Here is a 20,582-nt window from a genome sequence, read left to right on the forward strand (position 1 = left end):
TTTAGAATGATAATTTTAAAACCCCACCTAAAGATCTTTGTGAAGGGTTAGATCCAAATTCTCCAAAGTCTGAAAGTACACCAGTTCCATAAGTTCCTACTTCAGGATCTGTATATGGATTATCTCCCGGAGTCCACATAAATAAATTTCTTCCATAAATACCAAGTGACATTTTGTTCAATCCGATATTTTTGGTAAAATCAGAAGAGAAGTTGTAACTCAAATTAATTTCTCTTAATCTTATGTAAGTTTTATCAATTACATGAGTTGGTTCAATGCCCGGATTATTTGAGGTATTGTAAAAGGTAGATACTTTATCCCAAGCGATTGCCGTTGTGTTTTCCGTATAAGTAACATCTTTTGTTACAGCATCTACATGTTCATTAACAGAATTAGGAACAATAAATGGATTTCTGTCGTTATAAGTAGTTTCAATACCATTTCCTGTGAAATGGGATAGTCTTTTGGTATATGAATAAAATTCACCTCCTTGTTTCCAGTCTAATGAGAACCCTAGATTAAAGTTTTTGTATTTGAAAGTATTTTGAAGTCCCATTACAAAATCACGCTGTGAATTTCCAATTTTTTGAAGATCACCACTTACTTCATACAATCCTGTATCAGCATTTACAACATATTGTCCTGCAGCATTAATTTTTGGAACTTGAGAATAAAATGTACCTATTGGCTCTCCTTTAGCAGCCGAATAAGTAATACCATAAGCAGTTGCTAAATCAATTCGGTCAAAACCATCAGCTAATTTAGTAACTTCATTAAGGTTTTTAGTGAAAGTGTAAGTCACGTTCCATGAGAAATTTGAGTTTTTGATCGGGCTTGCTGTAATAGAAAGCTCAATACCTTTATTTACAACATTTCCTGCATTAATAGCTTTCGTTAAATAGCCTGTTGAAGGATCTAAAGGTAATTTAACGATCAGGTCTGAAGTTGTTTTATGATATACAGCAATATCATAACTGATCCTGTTTTTAAAAAATGATCCCTCTGCTCCAACTTCATATTCAATTGTACTTTCTGGTTTTAATTCCGGATTACCAAGTTGTCCGTTAGCTTCATAATAACTAATTCCTCCAAGCGGAGACAAAATTTTACCAAAATTGGCAGCTGCATCTCCTGAAACATATGAGTTTTCTGTTGAGTAAGGAGTAGTATCATTTGCAATTTTAGAAACAGAACCTCTTAATTTTAAGAAAGTTTCCCCATTATCAATTACGATAGCACCTAAAGATAAAGCCGGGTAAAAATAGGCATTGTTACCAATCGGTAAAGTAGATGTAATATCTTCCCTGCCTGTTAAAGTAGCGAAATATTTATTTTTGAAAGCAAACTCTGCAGATGCATAAACCGCCCCGGTTTTTCTTAAAGTGTTAGTTTGCAAAATTTTTGCTCTAAATGGAGTGTTTGAAAGCTCATAGTAATTAGCAACTCCAAGATTTGTTACTGAATTCGTTAATTCATCAGATTCCCTTTTGTTATAGTTGAAACCTCCTAAAAGATTAAAATTCCAATTCTCTCCTAAATTAGTGTTATAGTTAACATTGAAAAATGTATCAAACTCACTATATTCAGATCTGCCTTCTGTAACTCCACCTACAACTTTATTCGTTTTTGCAATAGCCTGCGGAGTTCCTGGAAGATAATCTACAATAGCTCCGTAACTTTTCAGTCTTTCTTGTCTTAAGTTACCGCCCACTTGCCATGAAGCCGTAATTTTATCAGTTATTTTATAACTTAAATTTACGTTTCCAAAAATATTATTTCCATATATTTTTGTGCTGTTCTCATTAATTGAGAAATAAGGATTTGAAGAATAAGGAGTGAAATAATAATCAGGAGTATTAAAAATATTTCCTTTATAATCTCTTAAATCTACTACACTAATATCTCTCGGAATTTGCAGTAAATCCTGTTGTAATGTAGACCCTTGGCCAGCATCATCACCTTGTCCTGTGTTTACAGCACTTTGATTTTTGTAAACATAATTCAACGCGGTTCTCAATGTGAATTTTTTCGATTTCAAACCACCATTAAAACCTAACGATTGTTTTCTGTATAAATCAGCATCAGTTGGTATAATTCCATCACTATTTACATTTGAAAACACCAAAGAGAAATCTGAAGCATCTCCTCCACCGCTAAGATTTATCGATTGTGTAGATAATAAACCTGTATCGTAAAAATCTCTAATATTATTTTTTAATCCAACATAAGGTTTAATTTGCTGACTGTTATTATATACTGTTCCCCAAGGTCTCACTTCTCCATTAAATGCAGGTCCCCAAGAACCATTTTCATTACTGTATGTGTTAGTTCCTGAATATCCAACGCCATTCCAGCCTTGTCCAAATTGATTTTGTAAGTGAGAAACTCTTGCTGCTTCGCTTAATTCTGTTGAAGCAAGCATATCAACTTTTATTCCTGAATTAGATTTTCCTTTTTTAGTTGTAATGATAATAACTCCGCCACCTGCTCTTGAACCATATAAGGCAGATGCTGCAGCTCCTTTAAGAACTGTCATGCTTTCTATATTATTAGGATCAATATCACTTACACCATTTCCTGAATCATAAGATCTTTTAGAAGAAGCAACTCCGTCATTACTCGTTCCTGTTGCTGTATTATTAATTGGAGATCCGTCAACAATATATAGAGGACCTGAATTTCCTGTTATGGTATTCAAACCACGAATAACAACTTTAGTAGAAGCTCCAGGCTGCGAGGGTGCAGTAATATCTACCCCGGCAATTTTTCCTGAAAGTGTTTCAAATGGATTTGTATTAACTACAGCCGTAAGCTGTTCTGATTTTAAGGTTGTCGTAGCATAACCCAAAGATTTTTTTTGTCTCTTAATACCAAAAGCAGTTACAACAACGCTTTCAAGTTCTTGTGCGGCAGCATCTGCTAATTTTACATTAATAACCGAGGAACTTGCCGCAATTTCCTGCGTTTTCATTCCGATATAACTAAATATTAAAATTTGATTTGATTCCGCTTTAATTGCATATTTTCCATCAAAATCAGTTTGCGCGCCAGTTTGAGTTCCTTTAATTAATACAGTTACCCCCGGCAACGGTATGCCTGTATTGTCTGAAACGGTTCCTGTAATTTTTTTCTCTTGTGCAAATGTAAGCTGCATAGCAAAAGCAAAAAAAAGCATCCCGAATACCTTCATTTTTTGTTTCATTATTTTATCATTTTGATTAATTGAGCGCAACTTATCAAATTAATATAATTTTAACAAGAAAATATTATCATTTAACATTTAAAAAAGTAACTAAAATATTACTTTTTATTTTGAATTTTGAGTAGCGTTTATGGTAACATATTTTCAGCAAAATAGTTATGTCATAAATAAGGATTCTGCTTTGTACGAATATTTTTTTAACCAACAAATTCTATTAAAACTAAAAATGATAGTTTTTAAGATTTTTTATGTCGAAAAACAATTAATAATTTTTAGAAAATCCCATCTTACAAACTTTAAAAAAAGACATAAAAAAAACCGTCCAAAAATCAATTCAAACGGTGGTCCTTTTATAATCTTCACTAAATAGGGTACTAATTCAAAATAGTTAAAAATAAATATAAGGAGGTATTTTTAACAGACTGAAATCTGTATTTATTTCTATAATAAAACGCAAAAGTAATATTAGACTGAAAGTATTTGTAGGGATAATACGTTTAAAGAATAACAAATAAAGCCGATAGTTTTTAAAACTATCGGCTTTCTCTATTTAAAAATAAATGTGTTTTATAATGGACTTTGATCAATTAATGGATTGGCATCTATTTCTGCCTGCGGAACCTGAAATATGAACCTGTTATCTCCAACAGGAATATTAAATTTTCCAAAGGTTGCATGATTTGAGCCTGGATAATCTCTTGTCAGCGGCACCTTTAATCGTTTCATATCAAACCAGGCATATCCTTCGCCCCATAGTTCAATCCTTTTTTGAAGTATGATTTCATCTATTAAAGCTGTTCCACTATTTGTAGACAGGACATATGATGGATCTCTTGTTATAGTAATATCATATAAAACTTGTCTTGCACCAGGCTCATTTCCTGATTTTGCAAGAGCTTCAGCTTCTATATAATACATTGCAGCAGATCTTAAATAAATATAATCGCCGGCATCAACCGTTGGATCTCTAAATTTTATATTGGCATATTCCGGTAATGAAGGATATATTGTACTTCCGCCCGGTGCAACAAAAGCAGTTTTTCTATAATCAGTATCTGATATGCTATTATACAGATTTTTGTCAATGTTTTTATAAATTTCTAATCCTCCCGCATATCCATCAGCGTTTGTATTGTCAAAATGAGAAAAGAAACTGGCCACAAAACTACTTTGTGCAGAAGTTATCGTTGCACCCCACATGGTATCTCCGTTAAGTGTAAGATCGTAAAAACCATTTAACCATACACTTTTTGACAACAATGGATAATTTTGTCTGGCGGCGTTAGCAAGTGGTGCAGCTTCAGCATATTTCCCCATTTCCAGGTAAACATCAGCCAAAAATGCTTGCGCAACACTTTGATTTACAGCAGCAACACCTCCACTGGGAATTCCTTCTAACAATTGAATAGATTCTAATAGATCCTTTTCAATGACAGCATACACTTCTGCTACAGTTGATCTTGGTGCACCTTCTAGAGTCACCTGAGTATAAAGCGGCACAGAAAGTTCATCTTCATTTCCAATATATGTTGGTCCATACATGCGGGCCAACATAAAATAAAAATAACCTCTTAATGCCAAAGCCTCTCCTCTAATTTTCTTCAGCTCATCGTCGGTCGCAGCATCGGCCGGAACCGCAGTCAATACCACGTTTACTGTTTTAATTTGTGGATAGTAGATACTCCACGCTAATCTCGATCTGCTGTTTGTTTGTTGTCTTCCCAAATAATTATAAAAAGAACCATACCAGCTTGATTTGGTCATTAGCATATCATTCGACATCATGTCTGTTGCTGCAAGTATTGATTTATGTCCATAATCTTCATGGTTTCCAGACACCGATAATCCATAAGATCTAAGTGCAGAATAAACTCCGTTTATAATCGCTGCATTTGCAGCAGCAGATGTGGCAAGTTGTTCATCATTGATAGTTGACTCAGGCACTGTATCTAAAAAATCGTCAGAACAACCTGTGAATATGAACAATGACAATGTAAGTATAATTAATTTTCTCATGTTCTTAAAAATTTACTGTTAAACCAAAGGAAATAGTTTTCATAACTCCATATACATTTAAGGATTGCCCATTATTGGTTCTTGACCCCAGATTATTTAACCTTGGATCCATCCCTTTTCTTTCTGACCACAATGCTAAATTGGAACCCATTAAACTAAATTTAGTAGATTGAATTCCGATATCTTCAAGTCTGCTATTTTTAAAATCATATGATATGGAAACATCCTGTATGCTTAGATAATCTGATTTTATTAAGAAATAATCTGAAGCTGACATTTGTAAGGTTGAAATATGATCAATTCTCGGAATATCAGAATTTGGATTATCAACAGACCATGCTTTTTGTACATCTTTGTGATAATTTTGTCCAATATTGTCTGAACCTGAATACATGGCAGTTTGATAAACACCATCAAACATATACCCTCCAAATTGATAAGCAAAACTAGCCTGGAATGTTATGTTTTTATATCTAAAGATTGTTCCAAACCCACCATATACATCCGGATTTGCATCTTTATCGCTTAAATATTGCGTTGAATTTCCGTAAACATTTGTTGTGGTTCGACCAGTTACGTTTCCGGAAGTATCTTTTACATCCATATACCATAGTGCATCTCCATTTGTTTTATCAACGCCTGCAAATTCTCTCAAATAAAATGCGTAAGCCGGAGCCCCCTCTTCAAAACGAAAAATTCCGTTTGTAAATGGACTTGGCAATGATGTCACTTCATTTTTATAATGAGTTCCGTTAACCCAAATATTAAAGTCAATATCTTCTGTTTTAATGGCATCAATTCCTATATTAACCTCTACACCTTTATTATTCATGTCACCAACATTCTCAGTAACAAATGAAACCCCTGTTGAAGGCGAATTTGGTTTATTATAAATTAAATCACTCACCTTTCTTTCAAAATATTCAGCTTCTATATTCACTCTGTTGAATAATTCAATTTCAAAACCAACATTCATATTGGCTGACTTTTCCCATTTAATATCCCTATTACCCTGATATACTGTTAGAACACTTGCATTTCCATCAGCGTCTGGTACAATTTCATACTGGGTTTGGTAAGCGTAATAATTTCGTGCACTTCCAAAGTAAGAACGATGGCTTATTTGTGATGTTCCCGGATAAAATATATTATCGTTTCCTTGTTCTCCGTAACTTCCTTTTATTCTTAAGTTTGTAATCACTTTTGACTTAGGGAAGAAAGATTCCTTCATTATCGACCAGGCAGCTCCAAAACCATAGAAATTACCCCATCTGTTTTCTGGTGCAAATACAGACGATCCGTCTCGTCTAAAACTGGCATTGATAAAATATTTTTCTTTGTAATTATAGTTTAACCTTGAAAAATAACCTTCAACATTATACAAATCGTTATATCCATCTACGTATACATATTTTGTTCCGTTGCTTAAAATAGGCAAATTTGGAATAACCGCACCAGATTTTTGACCCGCCAACATTTTTGATTTGTAATCAGATGATTCATGTCCGACAAGGATATCCAGTGAATGACTTCCGAATGTTTTTTTCCAGGATAAAAGCTGCTGGTTTGTAATAGTGTAATCGTTTGATGTTGCGGTAGAATTTCGACCATTCACACCTTCATCATCTCCTCCTTCTCCGGTAGTGATATTTAAATAATATCCGGACAATAAATCATATCCAAGATTATATCTAAAATTAAAATCTTTGAAAAAATCGATAGAAACATATCCTCTCGCTCCAAATTTATTCTCTTCGTTTAAATTTGTATTTAATAATGTTGTGGCATAAGGATTAAGATTTGCTCCATAAGGACGATCTCCTGAATCATTAAAATCATAAACCCTATTACCATCCTGGTCATTTACAAAATTTCCGCTGGCATCTCTTTCCCAAACAGGATAAATTGGCGCAATATTTCTTGCCCAGCTAAATAAATTGCTATAAGTAGCAGATCCCACCTGAGATATTGGTGCATTTTGATCTGTATTGGCAAAGTTTAAATTTGTTCCCACTTTTATTTTACTGGTAACATTGTAATCGACATTTGCTCTAACGGTTGCGCGTTTAAAATTTGAATTAATTGTATATCCTTCATCTTTAAGATAGCCCACAGATAAATAGGAACTAAGATTATCTGTACTGGATGATAAACTTAAAAAATGTTCTGTTCTTGTTGCATCTCTAAACAATTCTTTGGCCCAATCATCGTGATATAATAATCTGGCATTAGGATTAAGTTGTCCTGTGGCAGGATTAATGACCTGATCATTAGGCACATTGTAATTGTTATATCCTAAAGAATAAGTATCCCCAGTAATTAAGGTTTGTGCGGCAATTGTTGATGCATCTGCAGCTGTTTCGCCATCGTAAATTAAACCATTTCTGATGCGGTTATAGACTGTTTTATAATAATCTCCTGGATCAGTAATCATATCATATTCAGGAACAGCTCTTGAGTTAACCCCAATTTTAGTTTCGTAAGTAACTTTTAATTTCCCTTTTTTTCCTTTTTTTGTTGTAACAATAATAACTCCGTTTGCTCCTCTGCTACCGTATAATGCGTTTGATGAGGCATCTTTCAGGAAACTGATAGATTCAATATCCTGAGTGGCTATAGCATTTATATCTCCGTTGTACGGAAAACCATCTACAACATACAATGGCGTATTTGAGGAAGAAATTGATCCGATACCTCTAAAACGTACTTGAGGCGGATCTCCGGGTTGTCCTGAGTTTGCACTAATTTGCACCCCCGAAACTTTACCGGTTAAAGATTGAATTGCATTTGAGGCCTGAGTATTTTCTAAAGCTGCGGCATCAATTTTAGTAACCGCACCGGTAATCTCAGATTTTTTTTGAGTTCCGAAAGCTACTACAACCACGCCTTCGAGTTCCATAGCGTCTCCAAGTAGTTTTGCATTCACTGTAGTAGATGATGCAGGTTCTTCATTTGCTTTCATACCGATGTAAGTAAATAGCAAAATTTGATCTGGTGAAGCCTTTATGGAGTACTTACCATCAAAATCAGTTTGTGTTGCATTATTTGTTCCCTTAACTGATACGGTAACACCCGGAATTGGCATACCTGCATTATCAGAAACGGTTCCCGAAACAGTTCTTTCTTGTGAAAATGCTAATTGAGATAGCATTAAAAGAAATACTATAAATCCTTTTAATTGTTGTTTCATCATTAATATTGTTTAAGGTTATTCATGCAAATTATTAAAAAATAACAATTTTAACAATATTTTAGCAGCGTTTAACAAATTAAAATGATGAATTTACTTGTTTAATTAGAAGAATCAATTTGTGTTAACAGAATTTACAGGAAGAATTTATGAATATTCGATGTTTAAAAAAAATAAAAAAACCGTCTAAAATCCCTATTTCAGACGGTTTCACCTTTTATTTTTACTAAAAGCTTACTAATTCAAAATAGATAAAAATAAAAAATAAGTTCCCTATCCTAGAACTATTTAGTCATATAATAAATTTACTACAAAAAAAATAAATTTGCAAAATTAATCAACTAATTAACAGTATTTTACAAGTAAATTTTAAATTATTAAGCATAAAAAAGCCGATAGTTTTTCAACTATCGGCTTCAAATAAAATTATTTTATTTCTACATTCTTTCCGGAACTTCGATTCCTAGCAAAGTAAATGCTGCTTTAATTACCTCAGCCACTTTTTGAGAAAGCTGTACTCTGAATATTTTTTTTGTTAAATCTGTTTCACCTAAAATATGGACTGACTGATAGAATGAGTTATATTCCTTTACCAAATCATACGTGTAATTTGCAATTAAGGCCGGACTATGATTTTGCGCCGCATTTTGAATTACTTCCGGGAAAAGTTCAATTTGTTTTACCAATTCTTTTTCTTTTTCATGAAGCTCTTCTATTGCTGTTTTAGCTGAAAAATCAAAATCAGCTTTACGAATAATGGATTGGATTCTCGCGTATGTATATTGTATAAACGGGCCTGTATTTCCGGCAAAATCAACAGATTCTTCAGGATTAAATAAAATACGTTTTTTTGGATCTACTTTTAAAATATAATATTTCAAAGCACCAAGACCAATCGTTTTATATAGTTTTGCTTTTTCTTCTGCAGAATAACTATCCAGTTTTCCTAAACCTTCAGAAATTTGTTTGGCTGTATCTGTCATATCCTGCATCAAATCATCAGCATCTACAACAGTTCCTTCACGGCTTTTCATTTTTCCTGATGGTAAATCCACCATTCCGTATGACAAATGATATAAACTTGAAGCCCAGTCAAAGCCAAGTTTTTTCAAAATTAAAAACAAAACTTTAAAGTGATAATCCTGTTCATTACCAACTGTGTAAACCATTCCACCAACATCCGGCATGTCTTTTACACGCTGAATTGCAGTTCCAATATCCTGCGTCATATAAACCGCAGTTCCATCTGAACGCAATACAATTTTACGGTCTAAACCTTCATCTGTCAAATCAATCCAAACTGAACCATCCGGATCTTTTTCGAAAACACCTTTATCAAGCCCAACCTGAACAACATCTTTTCCTAATAAATAAGTATTGCTTTCGTAGTAATATTTATCAAAATTGACTCCAAGATTGGTATAAGTGGTAGCAAAACCATCATAAACCCATTGGTTCATCATTTTCCAAAGATCTATTACTTTTTCATCACCAGCTTCCCATTTTTTCAGCATATCTTGTGCTTCAACAATAATTGGCGCTTGCTTTTTTGCTTCTTCTTCGGTTTTACCTGCTTGTATTAATTGATTGATTTCGGCTTTGTAAGCTTTATCAAATTCAACATAATATTTACCAACTAACTTATCACCTTTTAAATTCGAACTTTCAGGAGTTTCTCCGTTTCCGAATTTTTCCCAGGCAAGCATTGATTTGCAAATATGAATTCCACGATCATTGATAATTTGCGTTTTATAGACTTTTTTACCCGAAGCTTTAATGATTTCGGCAACAGAATATCCTAATAAATTATTACGAACGTGACCTAAATGCAAAGGCTTATTAGTATTTGGCGAAGAGTATTCCACCATAATTGCTTTTTCATTCGGATTCGGCGCTACATATCCAAATTTTAAATTGTCTTTGATTTCATTAAAGAAATTCAAATAATAACTATCAGAAATTACAATATTCAAAAAGCCAGACACAACGTTAAAGCGCGCCACTTCGGTTACATTTTCAACCAGATAATTCCCAATTTTATTTCCTAATTCAGCAGGATTGCTTTTAGTCATTTTTAACAAAGGAAAAATTACCATTGTAATATCGCCTTCAAACTCTTTTCTGGTAGTTTGAAATTCGATTTTATCAACAGTAACATCAAATAGTGCTTGTATTGATTTTTGTATAGAAGGTGTAAGAATTTGTGATAATGACATGTAAACTTATTTTTAAAGTGAGCAAAGATACTGCTTATTCACCAATTACAGAAAACGAAAAAGATATAAAATAACATATCCCGATTCGAATTTCTCAAAAAATGAATTGTTTTAGTTGTTAAAATTATCAAAAAATTAAAACGCTAATCTCTTATAAAATAGAGTATCTACGAAAATTTTAATTTTTAATTAATATTTTCCTGTAACAAATCGTTAAGGAAAGAGTCTTACTTAGAAAATCAAAAATAATTATACAAAGAAAATTACAAACAAAAATCATCATCAATCAATCAAAATAATCATTTACTAAACTATGAAATTAAAATTCTTTCTGTTCGTATTACTAGGGGTAATAACAACAGCACAAGCCCAAAATTCAGGAACAGTCTCGGGAAAAATTATCGAAAAATCGACTAACACACCAATTTCTTATGCTACAGTTTCGATTAAAGATAACGGAAAAGTAGTTTCCGGAGTTAATACCGATGACAATGGAGATTTCAGTATTAAAAACTTAGCCTTAAAAAGTTATACTATCGAAATTCAATACATCGGATTTAGAAAATATATTGGCTCTGTTATTTTAAGTGATAACAAAAAAACAGCAACAGTAAACATCTCTCTTGAGGAAGAAGCAACTCAGCTGAAAGGTGTGAACATCGTTAGTGAACGCTCAACAATTGAACAAAAAATCGACAGAAAAGTAATTACTGTTGGTAAAGATCTGACTACTGCGGGAGCTTCAGCATCAGACATTATGAACAATATTCCTTCTGTTAATGTTGATCAGGACGGAAAACTTTCACTTCGTGGAAATGATAATGTGCGTGTTTTAATTGACGGAAGACCATCAAATATTGATCCGGCACAATTGCTAAAACAAATTCCATCAACTTCAATCAAAAAAATTGAATTGATTACAAACCCAAGTGCTAAATACAATCCGGAAGGAATGTCCGGAATTATCAATATCATATTACACAAGAATGCCAATACCGGATTTAACGGAAGTTATAGCGGTGGAATAACTTTTGGGGAAACTGCAAAATACAATCAATCATTAGATTTGAATTACAAAACAGGTAAAGTAAACTTCTTCGGAAATGTGGGGCAAAATTTCGGAACATATTATAATGATGGATTTATAAAAAGAGCAGATCAGGATATCGTTCAAAAAATTGATGTTGTAAATGATAATGATTCTTATCTGTATAAAATTGGAATGGACTATTTGATCAACGATCATAATACGCTTTCAATTTATACGAATCAAAATAAATCGAATGGAAAAGGTTTTGTAAACACCGATATTGATTACAATAATGTAACGGATACTGATATATCAAATATTTATCAAAAATCAAAATATACAGGTCCTGATCAGGTAGGAACTTATAATTTAGCTTTCAAACACATCTTTAAAAAAGAAGGTCATACTTTAGATTTTGAAGCAAATTACAGCGACAATAAAGAAACTCAAAATGCTTCTTTTGATACGCAGTCAACAAAAATTGACAATACTGTCAATAGCGTAATTTATGATGATTATATTAAAGGAACTCGTAAATTAAGCACTGTGAATATTGATTATGTAAATCCGTTAAACGAAAAAACTACTCTTGAAGCCGGTGCCGAAGCCAGAATTACAAGAACAGGTAATGATTATATTACCGGAAACCCACTTGCTGCACTTGCGGTTTCTGACTACACTTACGATACTGATATTTATTCTGCATACGTAACATTTGGTCAGAAATACAAAAAATTCAGTTATCAGTTAGGTGCTCGTTTTGAAAGTTATAAAGTAGCCGCCAATTTAAATCATGGTCTTGAAAAATTTGATGATGACTACATTACTTTATATCCATCAGCCTATTTTACTTATAACCTGAATGAAAAAAACACACTTCAATTTAGCTATAGCCGTCGTGTAGATCGCCCAAGTTTAGAGCAGACAAAACCTATTCGTGAGTTTTCTACACCATTAGTAACTTCATTAGGAAATCCTGAGTTAAGACCTCAGTTTACAAACTCTGTGGAAGTAAATTATACTAAAACTTTAGAAAAAGGAAGTTTTACTGCAGGTGTTTTCGTTAGAAGTATCAATGATCAGATTAGCAGAATATTATACCCTGATGAAACAGATCCTAGCCAGGAAAAACAGATTATGACCTTCACCAATTATGATCATAATACAGCTTATGGTTTTGAGGTTTCATTTAATTATAAAATTACAAAATGGTGGGATATACAGCCATCTATTGATTTCTCAAGCATTAACCAACAAGGTGTTGTGTTTTTATATGATCCTCTGACAAAAACAAGTAGTCCTTTAGAAAGAAAAATTACTGTGTCTGCTTTTAACGGGCGTATGAACTCAAACTTTAAAGTAAATAAACGTTTAAGCTTTTTATTATTCGGTTTTTACAGAGGTGCTGTTGACGGATTGCAAAATAATAGCCATGAAATGTACAAAATGGACATTGGTTCACGTTATACATTGTTAGACAACAAGATGAATATCAGTTTACGTTTCAATGACGTATTTAATACAATGAAATATGCGTTTGACACTATGTATCCTTATCCACAATCTGGACAATTTAAATGGGAGAGTCAAACTGTTTATTTAGGATTAACATACAACTTTGGAGGTGCAACAATCAAAAACCTGCAACGTAAACAAAGAGAAGATAACACTAATAAAGGTGGTGGTGGAATGTTTTAAATCCGTCTTTTATTAGTAGATTTTAATAGTTCTTGTAGAAAAGAAAAGCCTGGAGTATGCCAACTCCAGGCTTTTCTTGTTTTACTAATCGCCTTATAAAAAATTCTTCAGTTCTTTTATTTCTTCCGGATTGGCGGTTTCAGTCTTTCCGGTAATGGCAGATGAATGATAAAATGTAGGTTCTAATTGTTCCTGCAATAATTCAATATTGGAAGATCGCAAACCTCCTCCTGGCATGATTTCAATTCTGTCTTTTGCTAATTGCTGAATTTTGGCCAAAGTAAAAATCCCCTCTTCTACATTTATTCCCTGTCCTGAAGTTAAAATTGTTTTAAAACCACAATCAATTACATCTTCCAACGATTTTTCAATATCCTTAACTACATCAAAAGCCCGATGAAAAGTACAGGAAAGTGGATGTGCTAAATGCACTAATTCTTTATTTTGTTTTTTGTTGACACTTCCATCCTCTTTTAAAATTCCAAAAACAAAACCATCAACGCCTAGTTTTTTATACTGTTTAATGTCTTGCTTCATCTCTGTAAGTTCCTCATCAGAATAAACGAAATTTCCACCGCGAGGTCGTATAATGACATGAATTTTAATACTCAGATTTTCGCGTACTTTAACAACCAAAATTGAATTTGGGGTTGTTCCGCCAAGCTGCATGTTTTCGCACAACTCAATTCGATCTGCTCCGTTTTCCTGAGCAATTAAAGCTGATTCATAATTAAAGCACGCTATTTCTAGTTGATTTTTTTTCATTTTAAATATTTAAAAGCTCCTCAACTTTGCTCAGTCCAACCCGAATCTCACTTATTTTTAACCCGATTGTCACCCTGAGCGGAGTCGAAGGCTAAGTTACTACTAAACATTCTTTTTAGAAAAATTTTTATGAGTCGTTTTATTCAAACATTCCGAAAGCTTTTTCAAATCTTCCCATTTATCATTTATAATAGCTTCTTTCTTTTTTCTACTCCAGCCTTTTAATTGCTTTTCAAATGAAATAGCTTGATTTACATCATTAAATTCGTTGCAAAATACCAATTCTAAAGGTCTTTTATTATAAGTATAACTTTCTTTGTTTAACCCAAAAATGTGTTCGCTTAATCTTCTATCAATATCATTTGTAACTCCTGTGTAATAACTATTATCTGAGCATTTTAAAACATAAACGTAATATCTTTTCATTTAATTTTTTTAATAAAAGTAAGAAAAATAATTCAAAATATATTTCGAAGATTATATTTTAAATTACTATTGTCACCCTGAGCGGAGTCGAAGGGCGCTCCAATTGGAACGTGGGCTTCTCCCGAAGTTTCGGGACGATCAGCCTGAAGCTTTGCTTAATTATTTTTTCTTGCTATTGTCACCCTGAGCGGAGTCGAAGGGCGCTCCAATTGGAACGTGGGCTTCGACTCCGCTCAGCCTGACAAGCTTTGCTTATATTATTTTCTTGCTATTACCACTATGTGCGGAGTCGAAGGGTGTACCGATTGGAACGTGGGCTTCGACTCCGCTCAGCCTGACAATGGGGTATAAAAAAACCTGCTCCATTCCAGAGCAGGTTTTAAATATTATTTCAAACGAATCAAACTACCATTTAATAATAGCACTTGCCCACGTAAATCCACTACCAAAAGCAGCTAAGACAACTGTATCTCCAGATTTGATTTTTCCTTGTTCCCAAGCCTCTGTTAAAGCAATCGGAATAGAAGCTGCAGTCGTATTTCCATACTTTTGAATATTATTGTGCACCTGATCATCCGATAATTTGAACTTATTCTGAATGAACTGAGAAATTCTCAAATTTGCCTGATGCGGAATCAACATGTCAATATCTGAAACCTGTAAGCCATTTGCTTCTAAACCTTCATTAATTACCTCAGCAAAACGAACTACAGCATTTTTAAATACAAACTGACCGTTCATATAAGGATAATAACTTTCATCATTTGGGTCATTATCAGCCAAAATATCAGTTACCCAGCGCGCTCCCATTCCTGGTGCCTGCAACGCCAATTCTTCGGCATGCTGTCCTTCTGAATGTAAGTGTGTAGATAAAATTCCTTTTGTTAAATCTTCTTCACGGCTTAAAACGGCTGCTCCTGCTCCATCTCCAAAAATTACCGAAACACCACGTCCGCGGGTTGTCATATCCAGTCCTGTTGAATGCACTTCAGAACCAATTACCAAAATATTTTTATACATTCCGGTTTTAATGTATTGATCCGCAACTGAAATTGCATAAACAAAACCTGAACATTGGTTTCTAACATCTAATGCTCCTACAGTTCTTAATCCTAAATCACGTTGCACTAAAACTCCGGGGCCAGGAAAATAATAATCAGGGCTTAATGTGGCAAAAACTACAAAATCAATATCTTCTTTGGCAACGCCAGAACGTTCTATTGCAATTTTAGCTGCTTTTACACCCATTGAAGTCGTGGTATCTTCTCCACGAATAATATGTCTTCGCTCCTGAATTCCGGTTCTTTCCTGAATCCATTCATCATTGGTATCAATTAACTTAGACAAATCATCATTGGTGACAACATTTGAAGGAACATAATATCCTAAGCCCGCTATTTTTGAATGATACATATTCTTTTTATTATTTGTTAAAAATTTGGATTGCAAATTTAAGTATACTTTAAAACATAAGCGTACAAATTACTATTTTTTTCGTTATTAGCAATTTAATTAAGTTTAATTATAAAGTAGATACTATTCTTTTATTGAAAGAATAGCAGATTTTGGGACAAAAAACAGCAATAAATTAAAAAAGCCACAAACATCTTTTAATGTTTATGGCTTTTGTTTCTTATAAATAATTTAAGGCAAGGAAAACATTCTCTTCAAGCGGTAAATCAATTTCACTTTCAAAAAATACTAATTGTCTTTTATAAACTGATTCTATCAAATAATGATTTCCCCTAAAGTAAGTTCTTCGAATTTTTACAGGTAATTTAGATTCCGGAACCATTTTAAATTGGTGTGGATAAACCAGCGTTTTATGCGTTTCATCTTCGTAAGAAACTAACAAATGAGTTGCAATTTCGTTTACTTCTCCAAAAAGCGAGGCTACATATTTAGTTTCGGGGTTCTCGTAAATTTTTGTTGGATTGTCTTTTATGACAACTTCACCGTTTCGCATTACAATTGCTTCATCAGCAAACGATAAAGCGTCTGTACTATCGTGGGTTGCAATAATAACAGTAATTCCTTTTTGTTTTAAATATCGAAACAAATTTCTTCGTAAAGCATTTTTACGAAAAGCATCTATTTGACTAAATGGTTCATCGAGTAGAATAACTTCCGGCTCTAAAGCCAAAACACGAACCAATGCTACTCTTTGCTGTTGTCCTCCACTTAAAAACTTTGCTTTTACATTAGAGAATTGATCCATTTCAACCATTTCCAATAATTCCTGAACACGAAGTTTTTTCATATTTGCAAAACCATTCGAAAGAAACTTTCCAACATTTTCTGCTACGGTTTCAAACGGAGACAAATCAAAATCCTGCGCCAGATATTTCATGAATGGCATTCCCGGAACTAAATTATATTTTGGACCTAAAATAGGTTTTTCATTATAGAAAATCTCACCTTCATCAAGATCATATAAACCATACATAAGTTTAAGCAGCGTACTTTTTCCGCAGCCGCTTTCGCCAATAATAGCAATATTCTGACCTTTTTCTATGGTAAAAGAAACGTTATTAATAACCGATTTATCTGTATACGAAAAAGAAATATTTTTTATGTCGAGCATGAGTTATAATTGAGAGAGCAAATTTACAATGTTTAATTTCTAATGTCAAAAAAAAGCTGCTTCAATTGAAACAGCTTTTTTAAAATTATATTGTGATGGAAATTATTTTCCAGCTTCTGCTTTCGCATCATTTACCATCTTGTCGTTTGCAGTAATTGAAAACTCAACACGACGGTTTTGAGATCTTCCTTCCGGAGTATCATTTGTTGCAATAGGATCTGCAATTCCTAAACCTGAAGTTTTGAAACGGCTTGATTTTAAACCTTTTGAAACCAAATAAGCCTGTACAGACGCAGCTCTTTGTCCAGAAAGTGTCAGGTTATATTCTGGTTTACCAGTATTATCAGTATAACCAAAAATTTGAATATCAGTATCTCCGTAATCATTAAATACAGGAACTAATTTATCTAAATTTGCTTTTGCCTGAGTAGTCAAAGTAGATTTATTTGTATCAAAACGTACAGCATTTTCATTCAAAGTTAAGTGAATTCCTTCTCCTACTCTTTCTACATCTGCACCTGGTAAAGCCTGATCAATTTCACGGGCTTGTTTGTCCATTTTGTTTCCAATAAGAGCTCCGGTTCCACCACCAACGGCAGCACCAATTGCAGCACCTAAAGCAGCGTTACCGCCTTTTCCTAAATTATTCCCTAAAATACCACCAATAAGTCCACCGGCTACTACACCAATTCCTGCACCTTTTTGGGTATTATTTGCATTTTTAACTGAATCGCAACTTGCAAAAAAACTAACTAACACAAGTAAACTGCTCAATCCTAAAACTGTTATCTTTTTCATCTTTTATTCTTTTTAATATTAATTAGCTCTTTGAAATTGGTAAGTTACATCTTTAGTTTGTCCGCCAACGTTAATGTTGTCTATTAACTGAAAAGAGTTATCAGTTAATCCTGCTACTTTTAGCAAATATCCAGATTTTACATTTTTTGCTTTTAATCCCGGATCTACAATTTTAAGAACAAAAAGTCCCTGATTGTTAATACTCCATACAATTGGAGATGTAAATGCAGTACAACTTGGAGCATTTAATGTCATCGTACCTTTATTATTATTTGAAATAAAATTCCAGGTACTACCAATGAAACATTTAGAATCTGCAAGATCAAAAGAATTTACCTTGATATAGTCAGAACCTGGGTAAGAAACATTGGTAAGAATCCAATTTCCTTTAAGCGCTACCTGAGTGGGTCTGTCAAGTTTAGTCGAAAGCGTAGTTGCCTCATTTGAAGCAGTTGACGAAGATGATTTACACGCAAAAAACATCGTGGCGATCATGCAAATGAAAATGATTTTCTTCATTTTGTACATATTTTTTAAGTTAATACTTACACATTTAACAATTATTGTACCACAAAGATACAATTCATTGAAATAAGTTGGGTTTTAAAATCTAATTATTTTCTTTCAAAATTAACACTTACGCCATTTTGTCACCTTAAAAACAATTGGTATTCTATTTGAAGAAATGGAAATCATCACGTTAAACTAAATTTATAAAATATGACAACAGGTAAAATTAATGTTTCAGTAGAAAACATCTTTCCCTTAATCAAAAAGTTCTTATACAGCGATCACGAAATTTTCTTACGTGAATTGGTTTCAAATGGAACCGATGCTACTTTAAAACTAAAACACCTAATAAGCATTGGTGAAGCTAAAGTAGAATACGGAAATCCTATTATTGAAATCAAAGTTGATAAAGAAGGTAAAAAGATCCACATCATCGACCAGGGTTTGGGTATGACTGCTGATGAAGTAGAAAAATACATCAATCAGGTTGCTTTTTCAGGAGCCGAAGAGTTCCTTGATAAATACAAAGATTCTGCTAAAGATTCTGGAATTATCGGACACTTTGGTCTTGGTTTCTATTCTGCTTTTATGGTTGCTGAAAAAGTAGAAATTATTACAAAATCATACAAAGACGAGCCGGCTGCACATTGGACATGCGACGGAAGTCCAGAATTTACTTTAGAGCCAGCTGACAAAACTTCACGCGGAACTGAAATCATATTACATGTTGCCGAAGATTCTTTAGAATTTTTAGAAGATTCTAAAATCAGTGGTTTATTAAATAAATACAATAAATTTATGCCTATTCCGATTAAATTCGGAACAAGAACAGAAACACTTCCTAAACCGGAAGATGCTCCTGAGGATTACATAAACGAAACTGTTGAAACAGATAATATCATCAATAATCCAAGCCCGGCGTGGACAAAACAGCCAACTGAATTATCTGACGAAGATTATAAAAACTTCTACAGAGAGTTGTATCCAATGCAATTTGAAGATCCGTTATTCAACATTCACTTAAATGTAGATTATCCGTTTAACTTAACCGGAATTTTGTATTTCCCTAAGTTAGGTTCTGACATGCAAATTCAGAAAGATAAAATTCAATTGTACCAAAACCAGGTTTACGTTACAGATAACGTAGAAGGAATCGTACCTGAATTTTTGACAATGCTAAAAGGTGTGATCGATTCTCCGGATATTCCATTGAACGTTTCTCGTTCTGGTTTACAGGCAGATGGTGCGGTTAAGAAAATTTCAAACTACATTACCCGCAAAGTTGCTGACAAATTAAAAGCATTATTCAACGAAAACCGTGCAGATTTTGAAGCAAAATGGAACGATATTAAAATCGTTTTAGAATACGGAATGCTTTCTGAAGATAAATTCTACGAAAAAGCGGGTGCATTTGTTTTATACCCAACTGTAGATGATACTTACTTTACTCTTGAAGAATTAAAAGAGAAATTAAAAGAAAAACAAACCGACAAAGACGGAAAATTAGTAGTTCTTTATGCAGGAAATAAAGATGCTCAGCACTCTTATATCGAAACTGCAAAAGATAAAGGATATGAAGTATTGCTTTTAGATTCTCCAATTATCTCACACTTGATTCAAAAAATCGAAGGTGATAATAAAGATGTAACTTTTGTACGTGTTGACTCTGATCATATTGATAATTTGATCAAAAAAGACGAAAACACAATTTCTAAGTTATCTGATGAAGAAAAAGAAACGCTAAAAACTTCATTAGAAGCTTATATTCCAAAAGCATATTCTGTACAGTTAGAAGCTATGGACAGCCAGGCAGCTCCGTTTATTATTACGCAACCTGAATTTATGCGTAGAATGAAAGAAATGAGTCAGTCTGGTGGCGGCGGAATGTTCGGAATGGGTAATATGCCTGAAATGTATAATTTAGTAGTTAATACCAATTCTGATTTGGCTAGTAGTATTTTGAATACTGAAGACAAAACACATCAGGAACATTTGGTAAAACAAGCTTTAGATTTAGCTAAATTATCTCAAAATTTACTAAAAGGAGAAGCTTTAACAGCTTTCGTAAAAAGAAGTTTTGAAATGATCAAATAAGATTTTTTAAATCTACTTAAATACAAACCTGCAAGTAATAACTTGCAGGTTTT

General features: G+C 33.3%; 12 protein-coding genes. 2 read left to right on the plus strand and 10 right to left on the minus strand.

The annotated features are described in order from the left end of the window. Window position 1: 1 nt before the first annotated feature. The 4 genes from AC4FQ3_RS14445 to argS all read right to left on the minus strand — a co-directional run bounded on the left by AC4FQ3_RS14445 (window position 2) and on the right by argS (window position 10,624). Window positions 2-3,202, minus strand: coding sequence for a SusC/RagA family TonB-linked outer membrane protein (locus AC4FQ3_RS14445; protein WP_491182288.1), 3,201 nt, complete (start codon window positions 3,200-3,202; stop codon window positions 2-4). 567 nt (window positions 3,203-3,769) lie between these two features. After that, window positions 3,770-5,218: a RagB/SusD family nutrient uptake outer membrane protein gene (locus AC4FQ3_RS14450; protein WP_042565978.1), complete on the minus strand. Its 1,449-nt coding sequence runs from the start codon at window positions 5,216-5,218 to the stop codon at window positions 3,770-3,772. A gap of 4 nt (window positions 5,219-5,222) precedes the next feature. Continuing rightward, on the minus strand, window positions 5,223-8,411 hold the full coding sequence (locus tag AC4FQ3_RS14455) for a SusC/RagA family TonB-linked outer membrane protein (RefSeq protein WP_491182289.1): 3,189 nt from the start codon (window positions 8,409-8,411) through the stop codon (window positions 5,223-5,225). Between the two features lie 434 nt (window positions 8,412-8,845). Further along, complete coding sequence (argS, locus tag AC4FQ3_RS14460; protein ID WP_471732752.1) at window positions 8,846-10,624, minus strand: arginine--tRNA ligase; 1,779 nt, start codon at window positions 10,622-10,624, stop codon at window positions 8,846-8,848. A gap of 313 nt (window positions 10,625-10,937) precedes the next feature. Between argS and AC4FQ3_RS14465 the strand changes: the two genes are divergently transcribed. After that, on the plus strand, window positions 10,938-13,352 hold the full coding sequence (locus AC4FQ3_RS14465; RefSeq protein ID WP_073396054.1) for a TonB-dependent receptor: 2,415 nt from the start codon (window positions 10,938-10,940) through the stop codon (window positions 13,350-13,352). Window positions 13,353-13,445: 93 nt separating this feature from the next. Here the strand turns inward: AC4FQ3_RS14465 and AC4FQ3_RS14470 are convergent, their stop codons facing one another. The 6 genes from AC4FQ3_RS14470 to AC4FQ3_RS14495 form a co-directional block, all read right to left on the minus strand. Further along, the gene (locus tag AC4FQ3_RS14470; protein WP_491182290.1) at window positions 13,446-14,117 is read right to left on the minus strand and encodes a copper homeostasis protein CutC; all 672 of its coding nucleotides are present in this window, start codon (window positions 14,115-14,117) and stop codon (window positions 13,446-13,448) included. 102 nt (window positions 14,118-14,219) lie between these two features. Then, the gene (locus AC4FQ3_RS14475; RefSeq protein ID WP_491182291.1) at window positions 14,220-14,543 is read right to left on the minus strand and encodes a GIY-YIG nuclease family protein; all 324 of its coding nucleotides are present in this window, start codon (window positions 14,541-14,543) and stop codon (window positions 14,220-14,222) included. A 405-nt stretch (window positions 14,544-14,948) separates the two neighbouring features. Beyond that, entirely contained in the window at window positions 14,949-15,956 is a 1,008-nt protein-coding gene (locus tag AC4FQ3_RS14480; RefSeq protein ID WP_042565974.1) for a 3-oxoacyl-ACP synthase III family protein, read from the minus strand. A gap of 220 nt (window positions 15,957-16,176) precedes the next feature. After that, window positions 16,177-17,127 (minus strand): ABC transporter ATP-binding protein, encoded by a 951-nt coding sequence (locus AC4FQ3_RS14485; RefSeq protein ID WP_042565973.1) that lies wholly within the window; start codon window positions 17,125-17,127, stop codon window positions 16,177-16,179. A gap of 102 nt (window positions 17,128-17,229) precedes the next feature. Beyond that, window positions 17,230-17,925, minus strand: a complete 696-nt coding sequence (locus tag AC4FQ3_RS14490) for a YiaD family glycine zipper/OmpA-like lipoprotein (protein ID WP_042565972.1) — start codon at window positions 17,923-17,925, stop codon at window positions 17,230-17,232. 18 nt (window positions 17,926-17,943) lie between these two features. Continuing rightward, window positions 17,944-18,444 carry a lipocalin family protein gene (locus AC4FQ3_RS14495; protein WP_463459888.1) on the minus strand — a complete coding sequence of 167 codons (501 nt, stop codon included), beginning with the start codon at window positions 18,442-18,444 and terminating at the stop codon, window positions 17,944-17,946. 201 nt (window positions 18,445-18,645) lie between these two features. Here AC4FQ3_RS14495 and htpG point away from each other — a divergent pair, with 201 nt between their 5' ends. Next, window positions 18,646-20,529 (plus strand): molecular chaperone HtpG, encoded by a 1,884-nt coding sequence (gene htpG, locus AC4FQ3_RS14500; RefSeq protein ID WP_491182292.1) that lies wholly within the window; start codon window positions 18,646-18,648, stop codon window positions 20,527-20,529. The last annotated feature ends 53 nt before the right edge of the window (window positions 20,530-20,582 follow it).

The organism is Flavobacterium sp. AK-345 (genome assembly GCF_058310175.1).